Origin of the sequence: Paenacidovorax caeni, from assembly GCF_001298675.1 — a bacterium.
GTDB lineage: Bacteria > Pseudomonadota > Gammaproteobacteria > Burkholderiales > Burkholderiaceae_C > Paenacidovorax > Paenacidovorax caeni.
In genome coordinates, this window is the sequence record NZ_CYIG01000026.1 from 1 (window position 1) to 17,916 (window position 17,916).

At 57.8% G+C, this 17,916-nt stretch carries 17 protein-coding genes; 8 read left to right on the forward strand and 9 right to left on the reverse strand.

All coding sequences use genetic code 11. The annotated features are described in order from the left end of the window. Nucleotides 1–515 precede the first annotated feature (515 nt). The 3 genes from BN2503_RS20050 to BN2503_RS20060 all read right to left on the reverse strand — a co-directional run bounded on the left by BN2503_RS20050 (nucleotide 516) and on the right by BN2503_RS20060 (nucleotide 5,465). A complete protein-coding gene (locus BN2503_RS20050; protein ID WP_139235469.1) occupies nucleotides 516–2,219 on the reverse strand; it encodes a TniQ family protein in 1,704 nt (567 codons plus the stop codon). 86 nt (nucleotides 2,220–2,305) lie between these two features. Continuing rightward, a complete protein-coding gene (locus BN2503_RS20055) occupies nucleotides 2,306–3,298 on the reverse strand; it encodes a P-loop NTPase family protein (RefSeq protein ID WP_139235468.1) in 993 nt (330 codons plus the stop codon). 55 nt (nucleotides 3,299–3,353) lie between these two features. Continuing rightward, the gene (locus BN2503_RS20060; protein WP_139235467.1) at nucleotides 3,354–5,465 is read right to left on the reverse strand and encodes a hypothetical protein; all 2,112 of its coding nucleotides are present in this window, start codon (nucleotides 5,463–5,465) and stop codon (nucleotides 3,354–3,356) included. A gap of 646 nt (nucleotides 5,466–6,111) precedes the next feature. Here BN2503_RS20060 and BN2503_RS11635 point away from each other — a divergent pair. Next, the gene (locus tag BN2503_RS11635; RefSeq protein WP_158447356.1) at nucleotides 6,112–7,680 is read left to right on the forward strand and encodes a sensor domain-containing diguanylate cyclase; all 1,569 of its coding nucleotides are present in this window, start codon (nucleotides 6,112–6,114) and stop codon (nucleotides 7,678–7,680) included. A 108-nt stretch (nucleotides 7,681–7,788) separates the two neighbouring features. Further along, complete coding sequence (gene gloA, locus BN2503_RS11640; protein WP_054256867.1) at nucleotides 7,789–8,202, forward strand: lactoylglutathione lyase; 414 nt, start codon at nucleotides 7,789–7,791, stop codon at nucleotides 8,200–8,202. A 61-nt stretch (nucleotides 8,203–8,263) separates the two neighbouring features. On the opposite strand, the gene BN2503_RS11645 is transcribed toward gloA, so the two are convergent. Next, a complete protein-coding gene (locus tag BN2503_RS11645) occupies nucleotides 8,264–9,145 on the reverse strand; it encodes a LysR family transcriptional regulator (RefSeq protein WP_233495060.1) in 882 nt (293 codons plus the stop codon). A gap of 134 nt (nucleotides 9,146–9,279) precedes the next feature. Here BN2503_RS11645 and BN2503_RS11650 point away from each other — a divergent pair, with 134 nt between their 5' ends. The 4 genes from BN2503_RS11650 to BN2503_RS11665 all read left to right on the forward strand — a co-directional run bounded on the left by BN2503_RS11650 (nucleotide 9,280) and on the right by BN2503_RS11665 (nucleotide 11,812). After that, a complete protein-coding gene (locus tag BN2503_RS11650) occupies nucleotides 9,280–9,813 on the forward strand; it encodes a cytochrome b (protein ID WP_054256836.1) in 534 nt (177 codons plus the stop codon). A 33-nt stretch (nucleotides 9,814–9,846) separates the two neighbouring features. Beyond that, complete coding sequence (locus BN2503_RS11655) at nucleotides 9,847–10,404, forward strand: YceI family protein (protein WP_054256837.1); 558 nt, start codon at nucleotides 9,847–9,849, stop codon at nucleotides 10,402–10,404. Between the two features lie 74 nt (nucleotides 10,405–10,478). Continuing rightward, nucleotides 10,479–11,057, forward strand: coding sequence for a YceI family protein (locus BN2503_RS11660; RefSeq protein ID WP_054256838.1), 579 nt, complete (start codon nucleotides 10,479–10,481; stop codon nucleotides 11,055–11,057). Nucleotides 11,058–11,092: 35 nt separating this feature from the next. Beyond that, complete coding sequence (locus tag BN2503_RS11665) at nucleotides 11,093–11,812, forward strand: pirin family protein (protein ID WP_054256839.1); 720 nt, start codon at nucleotides 11,093–11,095, stop codon at nucleotides 11,810–11,812. Nucleotides 11,813–11,851: 39 nt separating this feature from the next. Here BN2503_RS11665 and BN2503_RS11670 read toward each other — a convergent pair whose 3' ends face one another. Then, complete coding sequence (locus BN2503_RS11670; protein WP_054256840.1) at nucleotides 11,852–12,373, reverse strand: OmpA family protein; 522 nt, start codon at nucleotides 12,371–12,373, stop codon at nucleotides 11,852–11,854. A 65-nt stretch (nucleotides 12,374–12,438) separates the two neighbouring features. Here BN2503_RS11670 and BN2503_RS11675 point away from each other — a divergent pair, with 65 nt between their 5' ends. After that, nucleotides 12,439–13,056: a gamma-glutamylcyclotransferase gene (locus tag BN2503_RS11675; RefSeq protein ID WP_054256841.1), complete on the forward strand. Its 618-nt coding sequence runs from the start codon at nucleotides 12,439–12,441 to the stop codon at nucleotides 13,054–13,056. Between the two features lie 4 nt (nucleotides 13,057–13,060). After that, nucleotides 13,061–13,708, forward strand: coding sequence for a pyridoxamine 5'-phosphate oxidase (pdxH, locus tag BN2503_RS11680; RefSeq protein WP_054256868.1), 648 nt, complete (start codon nucleotides 13,061–13,063; stop codon nucleotides 13,706–13,708). A 74-nt stretch (nucleotides 13,709–13,782) separates the two neighbouring features. On the opposite strand, the gene BN2503_RS11685 is transcribed toward pdxH, so the two are convergent. From BN2503_RS11685 to BN2503_RS11700, 4 genes are all read right to left on the reverse strand, one after another. Beyond that, nucleotides 13,783–14,736, reverse strand: a complete 954-nt coding sequence (locus tag BN2503_RS11685; RefSeq protein ID WP_054256842.1) for an AEC family transporter — start codon at nucleotides 14,734–14,736, stop codon at nucleotides 13,783–13,785. 161 nt (nucleotides 14,737–14,897) lie between these two features. After that, nucleotides 14,898–15,218: a hypothetical protein gene (locus BN2503_RS11690; protein WP_054256843.1), complete on the reverse strand. Its 321-nt coding sequence runs from the start codon at nucleotides 15,216–15,218 to the stop codon at nucleotides 14,898–14,900. A 59-nt stretch (nucleotides 15,219–15,277) separates the two neighbouring features. Next, a complete protein-coding gene (locus BN2503_RS11695) occupies nucleotides 15,278–17,377 on the reverse strand; it encodes a TonB-dependent receptor domain-containing protein (protein ID WP_082366573.1) in 2,100 nt (699 codons plus the stop codon). 147 nt (nucleotides 17,378–17,524) lie between these two features. Next, the gene (locus tag BN2503_RS11700; RefSeq protein WP_233495061.1) at nucleotides 17,525–17,914 is read right to left on the reverse strand and encodes a hypothetical protein; all 390 of its coding nucleotides are present in this window, start codon (nucleotides 17,912–17,914) and stop codon (nucleotides 17,525–17,527) included. Nucleotides 17,915–17,916: the final 2 nt, after the last annotated feature.

The window sequence follows — 17,916 nt, forward strand, 5'->3', positions numbered from 1 at the left end:
GCGGGCGTTCTTGTGCAGGGCTATCAACATGGCTTCACTCCCAGGGTCGATTGCAAGGACTCTATCAACTCTTGCAGAACCGCGCGGGCCATGAATAGGGGATAGCGTTTTGGGTCTATGCAATCATCTGGGATGCGACACCTAACCTGTGGCCTGAAGCCGAGGCGGCAGCTTGTCGCAGCGACTTGTAATGGCAGACGAGAACATCGGCAATGCCAAGAGGCCTTAATTGCCACCCTTGATTTGATATCAACCAGAGGCAGATAGCACTGCTGGACTATGAACTCGCAAAAAGCCATACTGCGAACAAACCGCTCATTGCCAAATCGGAATTTGGCGAGGTGTTTTAGGCAATAAAGGGAGGCGCGACAAACTGCGAGGAATCATTGACGATTCAAGCCCAAGAGACTACTTGAAGATGCATATGACAAAACAGCGAAACTAAAGTTTGTCATTTAAACGAAAATTAAGAGCCCAGGCGATAACGCCCAATATTTAATTGAGAGGAATTTTCCTTAATTTAGCAAATCTAATGTAAATATGTTATTTGGCCCAAAACCTATAGAATACCTAACACCAGATGATGATGTTTTGCCATAGTTACCACAAAAAAACACAACTGTATTTTGAATGGATTTTAGCGCACTCTCTTTGTCATACCCCCATGCCTGCAACACCCCATCCGGAGTGGTTGCCGCAAAATTAAAAAATCTATCAAACAAGATGCACTTAATTTTGCACTCCCCATAATAAAAAAATGACTCGGAAACTGCCTCCTTCAAAAAACCGCCCAATCCACGAAGTGCCTTGACAGATTTCAAATCCATTTGATTTTCTCCAGGCATTTCTATGGCGTATTTATTTTTATATAGATTTTCAAGATTTGATTCGGAAGATGTAGGCTGCATCCTAACATCAAACGAAAATGGTGCTTCTAATTTATTTTTTGTGCAGCCAAAAAATAATAGTTTCTCATCCTGCTCGATTGAATACCAAGCTACCCTCCCCTCCTTCCAATTCACATCATCAATCGTCCAGTCAGCCCAATTTTCATCCATTGATTTTTCAATTTGACGAATTGCATCCCCCCATGCAAGCAGACATACCAAGGCCGAATAATGATACTGGAGCCATGTATCATACCTATAGCTTGCAGATTGAGTAAAATTGAAATTTTGAGATTTGCCAATGAAATTTTCGAAAATGATAGCAAACTTTTTGCTATCATCGCTCAATTTCCGCCTGGGCCATCGCCATAGATATGCGTGATTTTCAAGTCGGCGAGTCCAAAGCATCTCAAGAAAAGCATTGCGTACTGTTTTTCTGCGAAAAAACTCTCTCGAAAGAGAAAATGGATCTTTAATCCTGGATGATTCTAAAACTCTCTGATCCAGATCTTCTTTTGCTTGCCTTCTGAGATGCCGCGACATTGCCCTATAAACGGAAAGTTGCGGACTATGTTCTAGCTCCGAGTAGTACTTTCCGACAATATTTTTTCCCTTGATTGATGTGCTAGCACTGTAAGGTGTCCAGTCCGCAACTGACGACTTTGTAAAAAGCCAAAATTTTTCTGCCTTTTCAAAGCAATTCGGATATGAAATACCCAACTCAGAACACCACCTCTCGGTAAGGGCCAGTTGCTCCGCCGAATCGGGTCTACTTCTTTCTTTATTTACATGCATCTTCCCCGAATTTTGCACCCATTGCGCGACTTCCGACCAAGCGTTAATTCCTTCTTGTGCTAGCGTGGGCCGCCTCATTGAATATGGACTAGCTACCCATTTCGAGCCACATCGACATCCTAAGTTGCGAACAGCAAGCCCCCCTAAGCCCATTTTAAAATTGACACCACACTTCTCACAATGACTTCGTAGTTGCACATGATGAATGGGACACTCCATAACAAGTTTAATTGACATTAACCAAGTATGGTAACCAAGTACTATGCATTGTGGACACCATCTAGGTTGTGAGCTGGCGTGATCCAGATAAAGCCATTGAGGAATTTGATTTTTTAAACAAAAATCTGAAAAAGAAGAATACGGCTCATCCAAAGCGTCAGCTACGAGCCTCACAACATCCTCGCTGCCACCACTTCTTGCATCTAAATCAAGAGCACTTACATTTTCAATTCGAGCGAATGTATATATATCACCTTTACGAAGGTCATTTAACCAAGTTGCTCGCAGCAAAGTACTCCACAGTGATGCATAAGGCAACACCGATCCTCTATACCATGTCAAAAATTTCCTGGCATGCGGCATGAAATTTAAATATATTTAATACCAAATAATTAAATGCATTATTATTTCCCCCGTAGGAGTCGTGGAGCTACGGCGCCTACAATAGACATTAGTTGTTTGTGTCCACAATAGGTGACAACCTCGCGAATAGATGATTTCGAGACAACGGAGAGCGGATCTGCGCCAGACGCAATTCTCAAAAGAATATTCCGAGAAACTTGCGATATTGTTTTCATGGGAAATTCCATTGGACCAGAATAGCCCGGTGGAAGCTCGTCAACCATGGTTTTCCAAAGTAACGAGGCACAATCAGCCATGCGAAATCCCTTTGACCACGCTAATGGCGCCACCCCCTCGGTAAAAGAAATTCCTGATCCTTTTGGCCACTCTGTGCCAGAATCATATCCTAGGAGTACAAATTCAAGCTCATCCTCGGAGGAAATTCCCAGAAATCGATACTGTGACAGCATAAATCTGGCAGCGGCATGAGCTCCGCCGGTAAGAGCGAGAGCCATGGGCTGATCGAAAATCTGGACTGAAGCAATCGAAATTACTGTTAATCTAATTCTTTCTTTTTCCAATAAACTATGTATTTCAACTAACCACAACCACTCTCTCTCCGTCATTCCTTGAGACTCGTCAATAACAAGAACAACAAAGCGCCCGCCTCCCTCGAATGCAAGATTAACAACTTTTTCTATAAGTTGATGTTTCCTTTGCAGGCTATTTCGCACATTATTGGCCAAACCATGATTTGCCGAGCGCAGAAGGCTCCCATACATTATTCCGGCAAAACTGCACTCCGAGTGACTCCAGATAATTAGAGGAATAATTTGGCCACATCTTTCCATCAACATTGATCCGAGCCAATTATCAACCCCACTGGATTTTCCAAATCTGGATGGTCCAAATACCACCCCGCCATCCATTTGATCATCGAGCCATTGCCCGATGCCCGCAACCATTGCGTTAATTGATGGGGTAAAAAGGGAGTAATCCCGAGTTACCAACGGATGATCTTTGGGCAAGTGAGGAGGGACAAGAGGTGATTCCATTGCTTCTGCCTACCTTGATTTTTAAATTTATTTTATGCCGTAGAAATACTAAAATCTACCAGATTTTCGCCTTTCGCATGGTGAGTTGCGCGGAATTCTTTGCGGGAATTGTAGCTTGCGATTTTGAATTCTGTTTGGTTTTTTTATTTTTTATTGGTGCGTCCTCTGTCTTGTTGGCTTCTGGAATTTCGCATGAGCAGCCAAAATCGGCACAATCTTTTTGCGTGTAACTATCCAGCGACATCGGATTAATTGAAGGATTGATTGCAATATTGTCTGAATACGCCTGCAAAATCCTGCGCTGCTCAAGATAGGCCGGGTGAACTGGCAATTTTTTGTCCCTCTGATTTTCGCTGTATCTAATCAACTCCTCTACAGCATCATTAGAAAATGTCAAATGCAACAATCTCTTTATTTCAAGCGCCCGAATAGCACTGCGCACATAAAGAGAATGAGGTGTGCGATGCCATGGCGGTGCAGCACGGACAGTGCATACATACAGTCCTTCTTGAGTACTGACGGTAGCCCATCGTGCATCGTCTTCATTTTCAATAGTTAACCAGAATTTGTCGCCAACAAGATCAAGTCGATGAGCCAAATCTTCCGACGAGTAACGTGCATTTTGAAAATTAAAATACGGGCGGCGTCCTGTATTTTTCCCACCATGCAATTGGCATAGTTTTCTTGTCGCTCCAAGACGCGCGACTTGGTGAGGGTCAGCTATTCTTATAAAAGCTGAATTTTTTCCACTGGCAAGAAAATTCATCTGCGCAAGAGGGCTTCGATAGCCGATGCCGTGATGAGGAACTGCATTGTAATTTGCAATAATCACATCTAGAAGCTCGAATAGATACTCGACTTGAAACTGAAGTTCATGAGCTTTTTTTGCAGGCTCGAAATCGCCCTTCAAATCATCCAGTTTTGATTTTGTTGAATTGGACAGATTGTGCAGGCCTGCCCCTCCACCCGCCAATGTTCTGAAATATGTTTCAATAAATGGTCGATCATCAAGACTTCGCCGGGAAGAAAAAGATCTTTGATCTTGAGGCTTAATTATCTTGCAATCAACTACTTCTTTTATTCTTTTTTCAACTCGACCACATGTGTTTGCCAAAGCGCCATCTACACTGAACTCGTCCCAGCACGCACCAATGAACTTCTGATCAAGAGCCGAAGGGAAATTTGCTTCTGTGCTATAAGCAAATTCGCTAAAAGAAATTGCACGCCTCTCCCATTTCCCAAGAGCATTTCGAACGGCGCGCAAAACGTCCTCAGCACCTACTTCTCTGCGCATACTCAGATAATATCCCAGTACTGCGCGCGTGGATACTTCAATAATCACTATCACCCAGAGTCTATGAATCTTCCGTTGTTCATACCCACCGTGTGGTGAGGGCACCATTACAATCATGCGCAAATCTAATTTATGCGCATCACACTCCACGCGCTGGAACAATTCAAGCATAGGTCGTTTTGTGCCGTCGCCAGCGCGTGACTTTTTTTGTGCTTCCGGCCCACCTAGAAGTGAAATGGATTTTTTTGAATTATCATTGAGAACTTTGTTTATAAATTTGCATAGTGATGTATATCCCATCTGGAATGTGTTAAAGGGCCATTCGCCGCGCCTCTCAACGCCATTTTCTCGAAGTTTTGAATAGAACCAGCGCAGAAGTACTTGTTTAGGTCTTCTTGTGCCCTCAAGCCCTTCAGGAGTTTTTAAAATTCTCTCACGAAATTCTTGCTCTAGCGTTCTGTTTTCAGGAGAAGCAAAAAGCCATTGCAAACTACCGGCGCTACCAGCACCACTTCCTGGAATGATTTTAGGAGTCGCTTGCCTGATCCAAGGATTGATCCGCATGTGGGGAATAAGTCCTCTCCATCCAAAAAGGTAACCATCGTGTGCTGTTTTAAGACAGCGCTCTGAGATGAGCCGATAGACCTGCGAGCGGCCCATGCCCCACCGCTGCTTTAACATCTGGTCAGATGCTCCATCGAAATAGTCAAGCACAGCTTTTTTCCGGCGCAGAAAAAGCTCACGCCTCTCTTCTGTGAGAGCGTCCTCATCCACTGATATCCATTTTGATGGATGGACTAGCTCTGCCGCTTGCCCATCAAATTGAATTTGGCTAGCCCAAGCTATGGAGCCAATGCGCGATTTTTTGGGCATACATGCCTCCAAGGCCAGCAAAAATTTTGCTGGAGGGTAGTTTGCAAGATTTTTACAACTTCACTTTTTTCGGCAATTGAACTACAACTTGTCTTGCGTTACAAGATGGCTAATCAATTGAATTGAGGCCATATGGCTTAGAACGTTTCATCAATCAAATCCGATGGTGTGATAGTTTTGCTAACGATCAGACAATTCAAACCATAGATGCCGCCAGATGGATGGCCCCCAGGAAGTTGCAAGCGGTCTTGCCGTAGCGCGTAGCAATGACCCGGGACTGCTGCAAGCATGCGAAGAAGTTCTCGATCAGATGCTAGAGCCTTGTAGAGGTTGCGGTCATCTCGGGGCGTCAAGGAGCTTCTGGAAGTGCTCGCTGGTGTACTGACCGTCCTGCCTGACCTAGTAGCAGGTCTTTGATGCGATTCCACTGCACATCACTGGGCGCATATCTTTGACTCATCGCATTCACTTGCGCTGGGGCTTCGACTTTCGATCGCAGAGGCATTGATTGATGACACGCCCTAGTCGTTCGCTACCTTTTCACAGCATCGATAGTTACAACTTCTGTTCCGTGAACGGCAAAGAAACTGCACGCGCGATGTTTGCGGGATACTGGGCAGACATCTCACAACTTCGAGCCGCTGCCGTGAATCTGCACATCCCCACAATGTTCGTGATGATCCTTGTGGCCACGTCGATCATGGCCGTCGCATTGGGCACTTTAGCCTTTCGCAAGTTGCCGGATCTCAGGAGTTGGTCGTTGTCCCTGTTGCTACAGGTCGTGGCTTACGTCCTGTTTAGCCTGCGCGGGCAAGTCAGTGACATATGGTCCATCGTTGTTGGCAATGCCTGCATCACCGCCTCTGTGGCGCTTTATGGCGCAGGCCTTTATCAGTTCCATCATCGTCGCACCCCAAAGTGGCTGCTGCTAGCACCCGTCATGGTTTGCATCGTGGGCTTCTTGATCTGGATCGGCGATTACCGTGCCAGGGTTGCGATCGGCAGTGGGTTGTGGCTGCTGCAAGTCCTCTATCTGTTGGGCCTGCTCGTGGCATTTCGTGACAGAACGGAAGGCTGCGGCCAATACATTCTGGGGGCTGCCGCTGTGCTCTTTGCTGGCACACAGGCGTACCGGTTGTTTGCCGTTTTAGGCGGAACAGACAGTTCGGTGCAATTCACCGATGCCACCCCCCCAGTCGTTGCAAGCTATTTTTCCTCACTAGCCTGTACGCTGCTGTTGGCGGTTGGCGCCCTGACGATGATTCAGGAGCGCTACGAGCAGGCATTGCGCGGCAGCGAAGCGCGGTACCGCAAATTGATTGATTACGCCACACAGGGCATTTGTGTGCTGCAGGATGACCGGTTTCGCTTCGTGAACCCGAAAACGTTGGACCTGCTTGGCTACAACGAAGCGGAGCTGGTGAACCAACCCCTTTTCTCGCTGATTCACCCTGATGACCAGGGGCTGGCCAAGGCCAACCACGCTTTGCGCCTTGAGGGCAAAGGCGAGGGCCTGACTTACCCGCTGCGAATGCATACACGCCAACGGGGTTGGCGCTGGTTCGAGATCAGCGGCGTGCTGTTTGACTGGCATGGCAGGCCAGCCACCCTCAATTTCCTGGCGGATGTGACCGAGCGCTTACAGGCCGCCGAACAAATGCGCGAGCTGGCTTACCACGATACGCTGACCCACTTGCCCAACCGCCGTCTGCTCTTGGACCACCTGACGCTGGCCCGGGCGGCCTATGAACGTAGCGGCAAACACGGTGCGCTGGTGTTCATCGACCTGGATAACTTCAAACCACTCAATGACCTGCATGGCCATGCGGTGGGCGACCTGCTGCTGATCGAAGTGGCCCAGAGGCTGCTGCATACCATTCGCGGAGCAGACACCGCCGCACGGTTTGGCGGTGATGAGTTTGTTGTCCTGCTTACTCAACTGAGCGAGGATGCAGTGACCGCCCGTATGCAGGCCCAGCAGTTTGCCGAGAAGCTGTTGTCGGTGCTGGGGCAGCCTTATCTGCTGTCAACCGAGCTCAACGGAGCCCGCCACACTGTTGAGCACCATTGCACTGGCACTGCGGGCGTGGTGGTGTTCAATGGGACCGGCGAGTCCAATGAAGCGCTGCTGGATCGTGCCGATGCAGCGATGTATGAGGCCAAGCAGGCCGGCCGCAACTGCATGCGCTTCAGTGAAGGTCGGCTTGGCGGCTAAGCTGGATTGAGCTGCAGCATCAAATTTTTGGCGACTAAGGCGAATGGCTTGCAGGGCTGTGATGGCCGCCGCCTGCACGCTGCGCTACCAGCCCGGATAATGCGGCACATGCGAATCCTCCACACCATGCTGCGCGTGGGCAACCTCCAGCGCTCCATCGACTTTTACACCCAGGTGCTGGGCATGCAACTGCTGCGCACCTCTGAAAACCCCGAGTACAAGTACTCCTTGGCCTTCCTCGGCTTCGAGGGCGGCAACCCCGGCCAGGCCGAGATCGAGCTGACCTACAACTGGGGCGTTGAAAGCTACGACATGGGTTCGGCCTATGGTCACATCGCCATCGGCGTGGCCGATGCCTACGCCGCCTGCGAGAAGATCAAGGCGGCCGGTGGCAGCGTGACGCGCGAGGCGGGCCCGGTGAAGGGCGGCACGACGGTGATCGCCTTCGTGACCGATCCGGACGGCTACAAGATCGAATTAATTCAACGCGCAGAGCACGCCGCAGGCGGCGGTCTGCGCTGATTTGCTCTTGTATTGATAGCTTCTAGCGCTTATCTGGCAAGCGCTAGAAGCTATTTTTGCATTATTCCTTAGTCGCCCCCTGCCCCAACTCCGCCGCCAGGAACTCGATCCACACCCGCATGCGCTGCGGCAGGTAGCGGCTACTGGGCAGCACCGCATAGATGCCTAGCGGCGGCCGTGCATAGTCCTCTAGCAGCGGCACCAACGTGCCGCGCTCGATATACCCGGCCACGATGAAATCGGGCTGAACCGTGATGCCCATGCCCTGGTGCGCGGCTTCCACCAGGGCATCGCCGTTGTTGGCCTGCATGCGAAAAGGCACATAAACGCTGTACGGCTTGCCCTCCACCCAGAATTCCAGTGGGCGGTTGCTCGCCTTGGCCGTGTAGCCCAGGGCCAGGTGCGTTACCAGTTCATCAGGGTGGCGTGGGTGGCCGTACTGCTGCAGGTAGCCGGGCGAGGCCACCGCGATCAGCCGGGTTTCGCCCAGTTTGCGCGCCACGATGCCGGGGTCAAGCCGCGGGCTGATGCGGATCGACATGTCTATGCCTTCGTCGATCAGGTTCTGCTGCCGATCATTGAAGTCCAGCGACAAGGCGATTTCCGGGTAACTCTGCAGGAAGCGCGGCAGCACCGGGGCGATGCGCTTGAGGCCAAAGCTCAGAGGCAGGGCGATGCGCAGATTGCCGCGCGGTGTCAGGCGCGCCTCCATCACGTCGGCCTCGGCACTCTCCACCAGGTCCAGGATGGTGCGGCACTTGTCCAGGTAATCGACACCGGCGCTGGTCAGGGTCAACTTGCGCGTGGTGCGCACGATGAGCTTCACGCCCAGGTGCTCCTCCAGGGCTGCGATCTGCCGCGTGACCACGGAGCGCGCGACGCCCAATTGGTTCGCCGCTGCGGCAAAGCTGCCGAGGTCCGCCACGCGAACGAAAAGCGTCATCGCTTCGAGCCGGTTCATTGTTGCTAAATTGGCAATAAAGATTTCTGGATTGTCCCCTATTTCGGCACAAAGCATCCGCCTACAGTTCACCCATCGGCAAGACGCCTGCATGTCTGTTGCCAAGGACAACCCCTATGACCACGCACTACACCACCACCGCAAAGGCCTTGCACTGGAGCATCGCCGTCCTGATTCTCGGCCTGCTTGGGCTGGGCTTCTACATGACGGGCCTGCCCCTTTCGCCCCGCAAATTGCAGCTGTACTCGTGGCACAAATGGGCAGGCGTGAGCGTCTTCCTGCTGGCCGTCGTGCGCCTGGCCTGGCGCGCCACGCACCGCCCGCCGGCACTGCCGCAGCACATGGGCCCACTGGAGCGCCTGGCGGCGCATGCAGGCCACCACCTGCTGTACGTGCTGATGTTCGCCATTCCGCTGTCGGGCTGGCTCATGAGTTCGGCCAAGGGCTTCCAGACGGTGTGGTTCGGCGTGCTGCCGCTTCCTGACCTGCTGGGCAAGGACAAGGCGCTGGGCGACCTGCTGCAGACCGTGCACATGGGCCTGAACTTCACCCTAGTGGCCGTGCTGCTGGCCCACGTTGGCGCGGCACTCAAGCACCACTTTATTGACAAGGACGACGTGCTCACCCGCATGCTGGCCCGCCGCACCTGACTCCTCCGTTTTCCCTTGAAAGGATCGTTCACCATGCAACGCACCGCAATCGCCCTGCTTTCCGCCTTCTCGCTGGCAACCGCCGCGCACGCCGTGGAATACACCCAGGTTCAACCCGACAAGAGCCAGATCACCTTCGCCTACCAGCAGATGGGCGTGGCCATGCAAGGCGCGTTCAAGAAGTTTTCCGGCCAGCTGCGCTTCGACCCGGCCGCCCCCGCAGCCGCCAAGAGCACCATCGAGGTGGAATTGGCCAGCGTGGACACAGGCAGCAGCGAAGGTGACACCGAAGTCGCCACCAAAACCTGGTTCGACACCAAAGCCTTCCCACGGGCACGCTTCGAGTCCGGCAGCGTCAAGGCGCTGGGCGGGAACAAGTACGAAGTCGCCGGCAAGCTCACCATCAAGGGCAAGACCGTCGACGTCGTGGTGCCGGCCACCTTTGCCGCCCAGGGCAAGACCGGCGTGTTCGAAGGCCGCCTGACCATCCGCCGGGGCGACTTCTCCATCGGCGACGGCGCCTGGAAGGCCTTCGACATCGTTGCTAACGACGTGGTGATCCAGTTCCGCCTTACCGCAGCGGCGCAGTAAGCCTTTTAGGCACGCTCTTTGCGCCTCCGTTTCTCCCCTTCCCTTTTCCCCTCCATCCTGAAAGGACCTTTGCCATGAACCGTATCGCCAAACTCTCCGCTGCCCTGCTCGTCAGCTTTGCCGCTGCCTCCCCTGCCCTGGCTGCGCCCGAGGTCTACAACGTGGAAGGCACGCACACCTTCCCGCGTTTTTCGTACAGCCACTTCGGCCTGTCCACCCAGCTGTCCAAGTTCGACAAGACCACCGGCACCGTCACGCTGGACAAGGTCGCCAAGACCGGCGCCGTGGACATCACCATCGACATGACCTCGGTCAACACGGGCTTTGACGTGTTCAACGGCCACATCCAGGGTGAAGACTTCCTTGACACCGCCAAGTACCCCACCGCCACGTTCAAGTCGACCAAGGTGACCTTCGAGGGCGACAAGCCCGTGGCGATCGACGGCAACCTGACCATCAAGGGCGTGACCAAGCCCGTGACGCTGAAGGTGACGCATTTCGTGAACATGCCCCACCCCATGCTGAAGAAGGATGCCATTGGCGCCAATGCCACCACCACCATCAAGCGCACCGAGTTCAACGCTGGCAAGTACGCGCCGAACGTGGGTGACGAAGTGACGATCACCGTTTCGCTCGAAGCAATCAAGAACTGAACGTAGCGCCCCAGCGGCGCCCCGAGGACAAGGACATGATGGAACTCCGCTCCGCCGCGCAGCGCGGCATCGCCAACCTGGGCTGGCTGCACTCACAGCACAGCTTTTCCTTCGGCAGCTACTACGATCCGCAGCACCAGGGGTTTTCTGACCTGCTGGTGATCAACGAGGATCGGGTGCAGCCCGGCCGGGGGTTTGACCCGCACGGCCACCGCGACATGGAGATCTTTTCCTACGTCCTCGACGGTGCCCTGGAGCACAAGGACTCCATGGGCACCGGCTCGGTCATCCAGCCGGGCGATGTGCAGATGATGAGTGCCGGTAGCGGCGTGCGCCACAGCGAGTACAACGCCTCCCGCCAGGCGCCGGTGCATTTCCTGCAGATCTGGATCGTGCCCGACCGCAAGGGCGTGGCGCCGCGCTACCAGCAGCGCCACTTCAGCGCCGAGGAAAAACGTGGCCGCCTGCGCGCCATCATCACCCCTGACGGGGCCGACGGTTCGCTGTCGGTCTACCAGGATGCGCGCGTCTACGCCGGGCTGTTCGACGGCGCCGAGCAGCAGCGCTTTGTGTTGCCGGAAAACCGTTTTGCCTACGTGCATGTGGCACGCGGTACGCTGCACATCAATGGCCAGCGCCTGGTGGCCGGCGATGCCGTCAAGCTGCGGCAGGTGCGCGAGGTGGAATTTTCCCAGGGCGAGCAGGCCGAGGTGCTGCTGTTCGACCTGCGCCCAAACGAAACGCCGCGCTACTGAAAGCAGCGCGGCGTTGTCGGGGGAGAGAAAGACCGGGAATCAGGGCGCCAGCGTCACTTCCACGCGGCGCGCCTCGGCATCGCTGCCATCGGCCAGGGTCTGCTCGGGCTTCTTCAGCTCAATGCCCTCTTCGGTGATGCCCAGGGAAAGAAGTGCATCGCGCACGGCAAAGGCGCGCTGCTTGGCCAATTCTTGGTTCACGGCCAGGTCCCCCGTGGCGTCGTGAAAACCCGACACCACGGCCTTCTTGCCTTGCAACACGCCCTTGATGACGTCTGCCAGGGCTTGCTTGGCACCCGTAGCCAGATCGGCCTTGCCAACGGCGAAATAGAACTTGACCACGCCGCCCTCGACCACCACGGAGGCCTCTTCCACCACGGCCACCCCGGGCGCAGCCGCCTCGACGGCCTGCACCACACCGGCCTTGGGCGCCGTCGGCGCATGGGCAATACCACGCTTGAACACCACGACCCCCACCACGGTGGCAACCACCAGCGCTATCAGGGCAAACAGGAACCCGAGGGCAAAACGCTGTTGGCTATCGTCGTCGGAACTGGACATTTTTGAAACTCCGTAAGGTGAATAATGAGGGCGTTGGACAAAACCCGTCATTGTAGAGTGAAGCCATGACCACCTCGCCCGCGCCGCTGCGCGATCCTGCCCCGATGCTCGCGCGCACCATGGCCGAGTGGGGAGGACAGCAGGACCTATGGGTTTTTGGCTACGGGTCGCTGATCTGGCGCCCCGAGTTTCCTTTTGTCGAACGGCATCCGGCGCGCGTGCACGGCTGGCACCGCGCGCTCAAGATGTGGAGCCGCGTCAACCGTGGCACGCCCGAGTGCCCTGGCCTGGTGCTGGCCTTGCTGCCTGGCGGCAGTTGCCAAGGCATGGCGTTTCGCATCGACCGCGCGCAGGTGGCGCGCATCCTGCCGCCTCTATGGCAGCGCGAAATGGTGCTGGGCGTGTACGACCCGCGCTGGCTGCCCTGCCGCATCACGGCCTCTGGCGCGACGCAGGGCACGGTGCGCGCGCTGGCTTTCACGCTCTCGCGCCGCAGCCCGAGCCACACCGGCGAGCTCACCGAGGCCCAGTACCGTCACATCTTCGCCCAGGCGCGCGGCATCTACGGCAGCACGCACGACTACGCCCGCGCCACCTACGACGAACTGCGCCGCCTGGGCATCCATGACCGTGCGCTCGGCCGCCTGCTGGCTTACGCCGCTGCGGACGGCGCGGCACAATGAGCGCATGAACGCAACGCACTCCTCCATCGCCGACCTGCGCAAGAGTTACGAGCGCGCGGAACTGAGCGAAGACGCCTCGCACGCCGACCCACTGCAACAATTCGACCAATGGCTGCACGAAGCCCTGGCGGCCCAGGTGCCCGAACCCAATGCCATGACCGTGGCCACCGTGGACGGCAGCTTGCGCCCCAGCACGCGCGTCGTGCTCATCAAGGGCTACGACGCGCGCGGCATCGTCTGGTACACCAATTACGACAGCCGCAAGGGCCGCGAGCTGGCCGGGAACCCCTTCGCGGCACTGCAGTTCCATTGGGTTGAACTTGAGCGCGTGGTGCGTATCGAGGGCCGCGTGGAAAAGGTGGACGCCGCTGACAGCGACGCCTACTACGCCAGTCGCCCGCTGGACTCGCGCATCGGCGCCTGGGCCAGCCCGCAGAGCCAGGTCATTCCTGGCCGCAGCGTGCTGGTGGCCAACGCCGCCAAGTATGGCGCGCAGTTCCTGCTGCAACCGCCGCGCCCGCCGCACTGGGGCGGCTACCGGCTGGTGCCCGACCGCTGGGAGTTCTGGCAAGGCCGCAAAAGCCGCCTGCACGACCGGCTGCGCTACCGCCTGGAAGGCGGCGCGTGGCTGCGCGAGCGCCTGGCGCCTTGAAGCGCCTTGCAACGCATGAAAAATGGCTCTAGCCCTTTACCAGAAAGCGCTGGCAGCTATTGAAAGCAGAGCATTCAGACCAGAAACCGTTGTGCCAACGCGAGCATCAGCGGTACCGTGAGCAGCGCCAGCGCCGTAGACACGGCGATGCTGGCCGACACCTCCTGCTGCAGCACGCCATAGCGCTGCGTGAACAGGAACACGTTGGCCCCCACCGGCAGCGAAGCGGCCATGAACATCACCGCCACGGGCAGGCCTGAAAGGCCGAACATCCAGGCCAGCGCGGCGAGCAGCAGCGGGTGCAGCACCGTTTTGGCCAGGGCAATGCCCCAGGCACTGCGCAGGTGCTGGCCCACGGGGGTGTAGGCCAAGGTCACGCCCACCAGCAGCAGCGCCATGGGGCCGAGCGCTTGCCCCAGCACCTGCAGCGAGTGATCGACCACACCGGGCAACTTCAGCCCGGTCTGCGCGAACAGCAGCCCGGCCAGGATGGGCAGCGGCACCGGGTGCAGGATGCCGCTGCGCACCGCCTGCAGCACCGTGTGCAGCATGGGGCGCGGCGCGCTCTGGCCGGACTTCTGGCGCTCATGCGCCTCGGCCAGCTCGAAGACGATGGTGACGACCGTCAGCAAGATCAGCGAGTGCAATGAAATCAGCGTGATCAGCGTCACCAGCCCTTCCTTGCCATACACCAGCCCGACCAGGGGCACGCCGATCATCAGCGTGTTGCTGAACATGTGCGCCAGCCCGCGCGCCGCCGCGCGCGTGGAAAAGCCCGACGCCACCATGGTCGCTGCGAACATCAGTCCTGCCGCCAGGAAGTACAGCGCCACGGGGCGGAAGTTCAGCTCCTGGATACGCACCGCACCCATGGTGCGAAACAGCAGCGCGGGGGTGAGTACCAGAAAAACGAGGTTCGAGAAGTCAGGAATCGCCGCGGCACGCACCCAGCCCATGCGCGCTGCGAAGAAGCCAATGCCGATGCACAGGATGACCGGAATGAGAGAGGAGAAGACGGGGGAATCCACGAAAGCACAAGCACGGCCGCTGAAGCCGACAGGTAAACGGGCATTATCCGCCGGGTGGCGTTGCGCGTAGCGCTCGCACGGCAGTCTCCGCGTAGCGCCAAGGAACTCCGAAAAGCATAGCGCCTCGCGCTTTCTGGATAAGCCCTGGCATCACTTTTCGTTCACATCGCCGCCAGGCCCTCTGCCCTGCTGGTGCGACGTGCCAAGAGGCAGGCGACTTCTTGGGCCGCAGCCTCCAGCACCTGCCGTTTTTCGAATGGCGTGGTCAACAGCACCGCATTGTTGTTGTCGGAGGAGACGCACCGCTGAATTCGCGCGGGCTTGCCTTGCGCGTCATAAAGCACGCGCAGCACGCGCGTGCTGCGGCCCGGATGCCAGTCCACCCGTTGGTAAAAATAGGTTCTTGCAATGCCGTTGTCAGCGGGCTCCGGCACCAGGCCTGCCGGGCCCGTCAGCAATGCATGAAGTTCAATGGCATTCATCCGCATGGGCCCCCATGTCCCCACCAGGCGCACGGGTGCCTGGTGGGGAGATCATGGCATCAGAACGACACCTTGACGCCCACGGTGATGTTGCGCCCCATCAGCGGTGCTGCGTTCTTGATGAACGAAGTGTGGGCGTAGCCCAGGCGGTCGGTCAGGTTGTTGCCCTTGACGTACAGCTGCCACGGCGTGCCGCCGGCCAGGCGGCTGTTGTAGGTCACGCCCAGGTTCAGCATGCCGTAGCCGGGCGTGGGGGTCTCGAAATCGGCCACACGGTTCTGGCGCGCCATCTGCACCCATTCCACCTGGCCGTCCCAGGCTTGCCAGTTGGCGTCCAGGCGCAGGCCGGCACGGGCGGCGGGAATGCGCGGCAGGTCGCCCCCCGCGTCCAGCTTGGCTCGCACCACGTCGCCAAACAGCGTCACGCCCAGGTTGCGGGTCAGGCGCTGGCGCACCTGCGCTTCCAGGCCGGTGAAGGTGGCGTCGGCCTGGCTGTACTGCAGCAATTGCAGGCCGTCCAGCGCGTCCAGCGTGCAGCCGTAGATGTAGTCCTTCACGCGGTTGTGGAACACGCTCACGCCGAAGGTGGTGTCGCCTGCCGTCTTGCGCAGCGCCAGGTCGAAGGACTGCGCCGTCTCCGGCGTGAGGTTCGGGTTGCCGCGCTCGTAGGTGCTGGTGGCCAGGTGCAGGCCCTGGGCGTACAGCTCCTCGGCCGTGGGCATGCGCCGCGCCTGCGTCCACGAGGCCGACAGCGCATAGCCAGGCGTGAATTTCCACACCGCGCTGAGCGAGGCCGAGGTGCCGTTGTGGCTGTTTGACAGGCCCGTGTTCAGCGCATCCACCGTCTGGCGCTCGTGGCGCAGCGCAGCGGCGAAACGCCACTGCTGCCACTGGTATTCCTCCAGCAGGAACAGGCCGGTGCGCCGTGTCTCGGTGGGCTGCACGTAGGCCTCTTCGCCCTCGGCGCTGAACTTGCGCTGGGTGGCCTGCACACCAAACACGCCGCGCCAGCCCGCCAGCGGGGCGTGCTGCAGCTCCACGCGCACATCGTGCGCCTTGTTGCGGAACGTGGTGGCAACCACGCCGTCCGCCACTTCGCTGTGCTGGTAATCGGTCACGCCCGCGCGCAGGCGCAGCGCCGAAAAGCCGGTGAAGGGGTTGCGCAGTTCGCCGCGCACATCCCAGCGCTCGCTGCGCAGATCCACCACCGGCACGTCCTCCGCGCCATGGCCATGGTCGTCTTCCGCGTGGTCGTGCCCGTCATGGCTGCCGCAGTGCAGGTGGTCGCCATGCGCGTGGCAGCCCTCAAAGCTGTGGTTATGCCCTGGCAGGCCGTACTTGGCGGTCTGGCGCGTGTAGGCCACGCCCAGGTAGCCCTGGTCGCCGATCCACGACAGGCCAAGGCTGCCAGCGTCGGTGCGGTTGAAACTGCCCGGCACCTTGCGCCCGCCCTCCCAGCCGCTGCCCACGCGGTAGTCGCCCGCGTCGCGTGCCAACCCTTCGACGTGTACAGCCAGGTTGCCTGCACCGCCGGTGAGCTGGACGGCGCCGGTTTTCTCGCTCGCGGCGCTGCCCAGGCGCAGCTCAGCGCTGCCCTCGTAGCCCTTCTGCGGGATGGCCGTGGGAATCTTGTCGTCCAGCACGTTGACCACGCCGCCAATGGCGCCGCCGCCGTGGATCAGCGCCGAAGGGCCTCGCAGCACTTCGACCTGGCGCGCCAGCAGGGGTTCTGCCACCACAGCGTGGTCAGGGCTGACGGTGGAGGCATCCTGCACCTGCGAGCCGTCGGACAGCACCTGCACGCGCGGGCCGTCCATGCCGCGAATCACCGGGCGGCTGGCGCCAGCACCGAAATGGCTCGACTGGATGCCCGGCTCGCTGTTCAGGGTTTCGCCCAGCGTGCCTTCGCGCCGGCGTACCAGCTCATCCCCCTCCAGCACGCTCACCGGCGTGGCCATGTCGTCGCTACCCAGTTGCAACCCACTGGCGGAGACGGTGACTTCGGACAGCGTAGCCGCCGTGTCTTGCGGCTGGGCCTGTGCCTCCTGCCCCAAAGTGGTGATGAGCAGGGCCACGGCCAGGGCGGCGGCTGTCTGCGCAGCGTGGAGTGCGCTAGAACGGGCGGCGTGGAGAGAAACGGGGTTCGAAATGTGCTTCATGGTCAAAAAATATCGAGGCGCCGCCCAGCCCCTGTTCAGGAAGACAGGCGCAGCGCGCTTTGAACTCGCGTGGAATTCAAAGCAAAAAACAACGCCAACGCTTGTCTGGCAAGCGCTGGCAGCTATGCAATCAGGAGTAAAAGAGGTTCAGGCCAGAGGCGGCGCGCGCGCCTGGAAAGGCAGCGGCGGCGCGGCGCGCAGCGGCTGTGCTGCGGGCGATGCCACCCGCTGGCCGTCAGGCGGGGCCAGCGGCAAGCTGCTTTCCGCCACGGCGGCCCCGCCGTGGTGCAGCTGGTCGAGCAGTTGGCAGTCGGCCAGACTGTGACCGCCAAACAGTGCGCCAAGGCCATGGTCATGCCCCGCCGGCTGGGCCAACCCCAGGGCCACCGGCAAGTGCAGCACCCGGTGCATTTGCCCCAGGGCCGGCGCCAGCACCAGAGCGAGCACGAGCCACGCCAACGCCAGGCGGCGTGCCAGGCGTGGGCGCGAGAGCAGGAATGGGGAGGCGGACGGCGGCATGGCTGGCGTGCGGCGCATGA

Coding starts and splice junctions, on each gene's coding strand:
- BN2503_RS20055 (WP_139235468.1), bottom strand. CDS start 3,298: ATGGAATCACCTCTTGTCCCTCCTCACTTGCCCAAAGATCATCCGTTG.
- BN2503_RS20060 (WP_139235467.1), bottom strand. CDS start 5,465: ATGCCCAAAAAATCGCGCATTGGCTCCATAGCTTGGGCTAGCCAAATT.
- gloA (WP_054256867.1), top strand. CDS start 7,789: ATGCGAATCCTCCACACCATGCTGCGCGTGGGCAACCTCCAGCGCTCC.
- BN2503_RS11645 (WP_233495060.1), bottom strand. CDS start 9,145: ATGACGCTTTTCGTTCGCGTGGCGGACCTCGGCAGCTTTGCCGCAGCG.
- BN2503_RS11650 (WP_054256836.1), top strand. CDS start 9,280: ATGACCACGCACTACACCACCACCGCAAAGGCCTTGCACTGGAGCATC.
- BN2503_RS11655 (WP_054256837.1), top strand. CDS start 9,847: ATGCAACGCACCGCAATCGCCCTGCTTTCCGCCTTCTCGCTGGCAACC.
- BN2503_RS11660 (WP_054256838.1), top strand. CDS start 10,479: ATGAACCGTATCGCCAAACTCTCCGCTGCCCTGCTCGTCAGCTTTGCC.
- BN2503_RS11665 (WP_054256839.1), top strand. CDS start 11,093: ATGATGGAACTCCGCTCCGCCGCGCAGCGCGGCATCGCCAACCTGGGC.
- BN2503_RS11670 (WP_054256840.1), bottom strand. CDS start 12,373: ATGTCCAGTTCCGACGACGATAGCCAACAGCGTTTTGCCCTCGGGTTC.
- BN2503_RS11675 (WP_054256841.1), top strand. CDS start 12,439: ATGACCACCTCGCCCGCGCCGCTGCGCGATCCTGCCCCGATGCTCGCG.
- pdxH (WP_054256868.1), top strand. CDS start 13,061: ATGAACGCAACGCACTCCTCCATCGCCGACCTGCGCAAGAGTTACGAG.
- BN2503_RS11690 (WP_054256843.1), bottom strand. CDS start 15,218: ATGAATGCCATTGAACTTCATGCATTGCTGACGGGCCCGGCAGGCCTG.
- BN2503_RS11695 (WP_082366573.1), bottom strand. CDS start 17,377: ATGAAGCACATTTCGAACCCCGTTTCTCTCCACGCCGCCCGTTCTAGC.
- BN2503_RS11700 (WP_233495061.1), bottom strand. CDS start 17,914: ATGCGCCGCACGCCAGCCATGCCGCCGTCCGCCTCCCCATTCCTGCTC.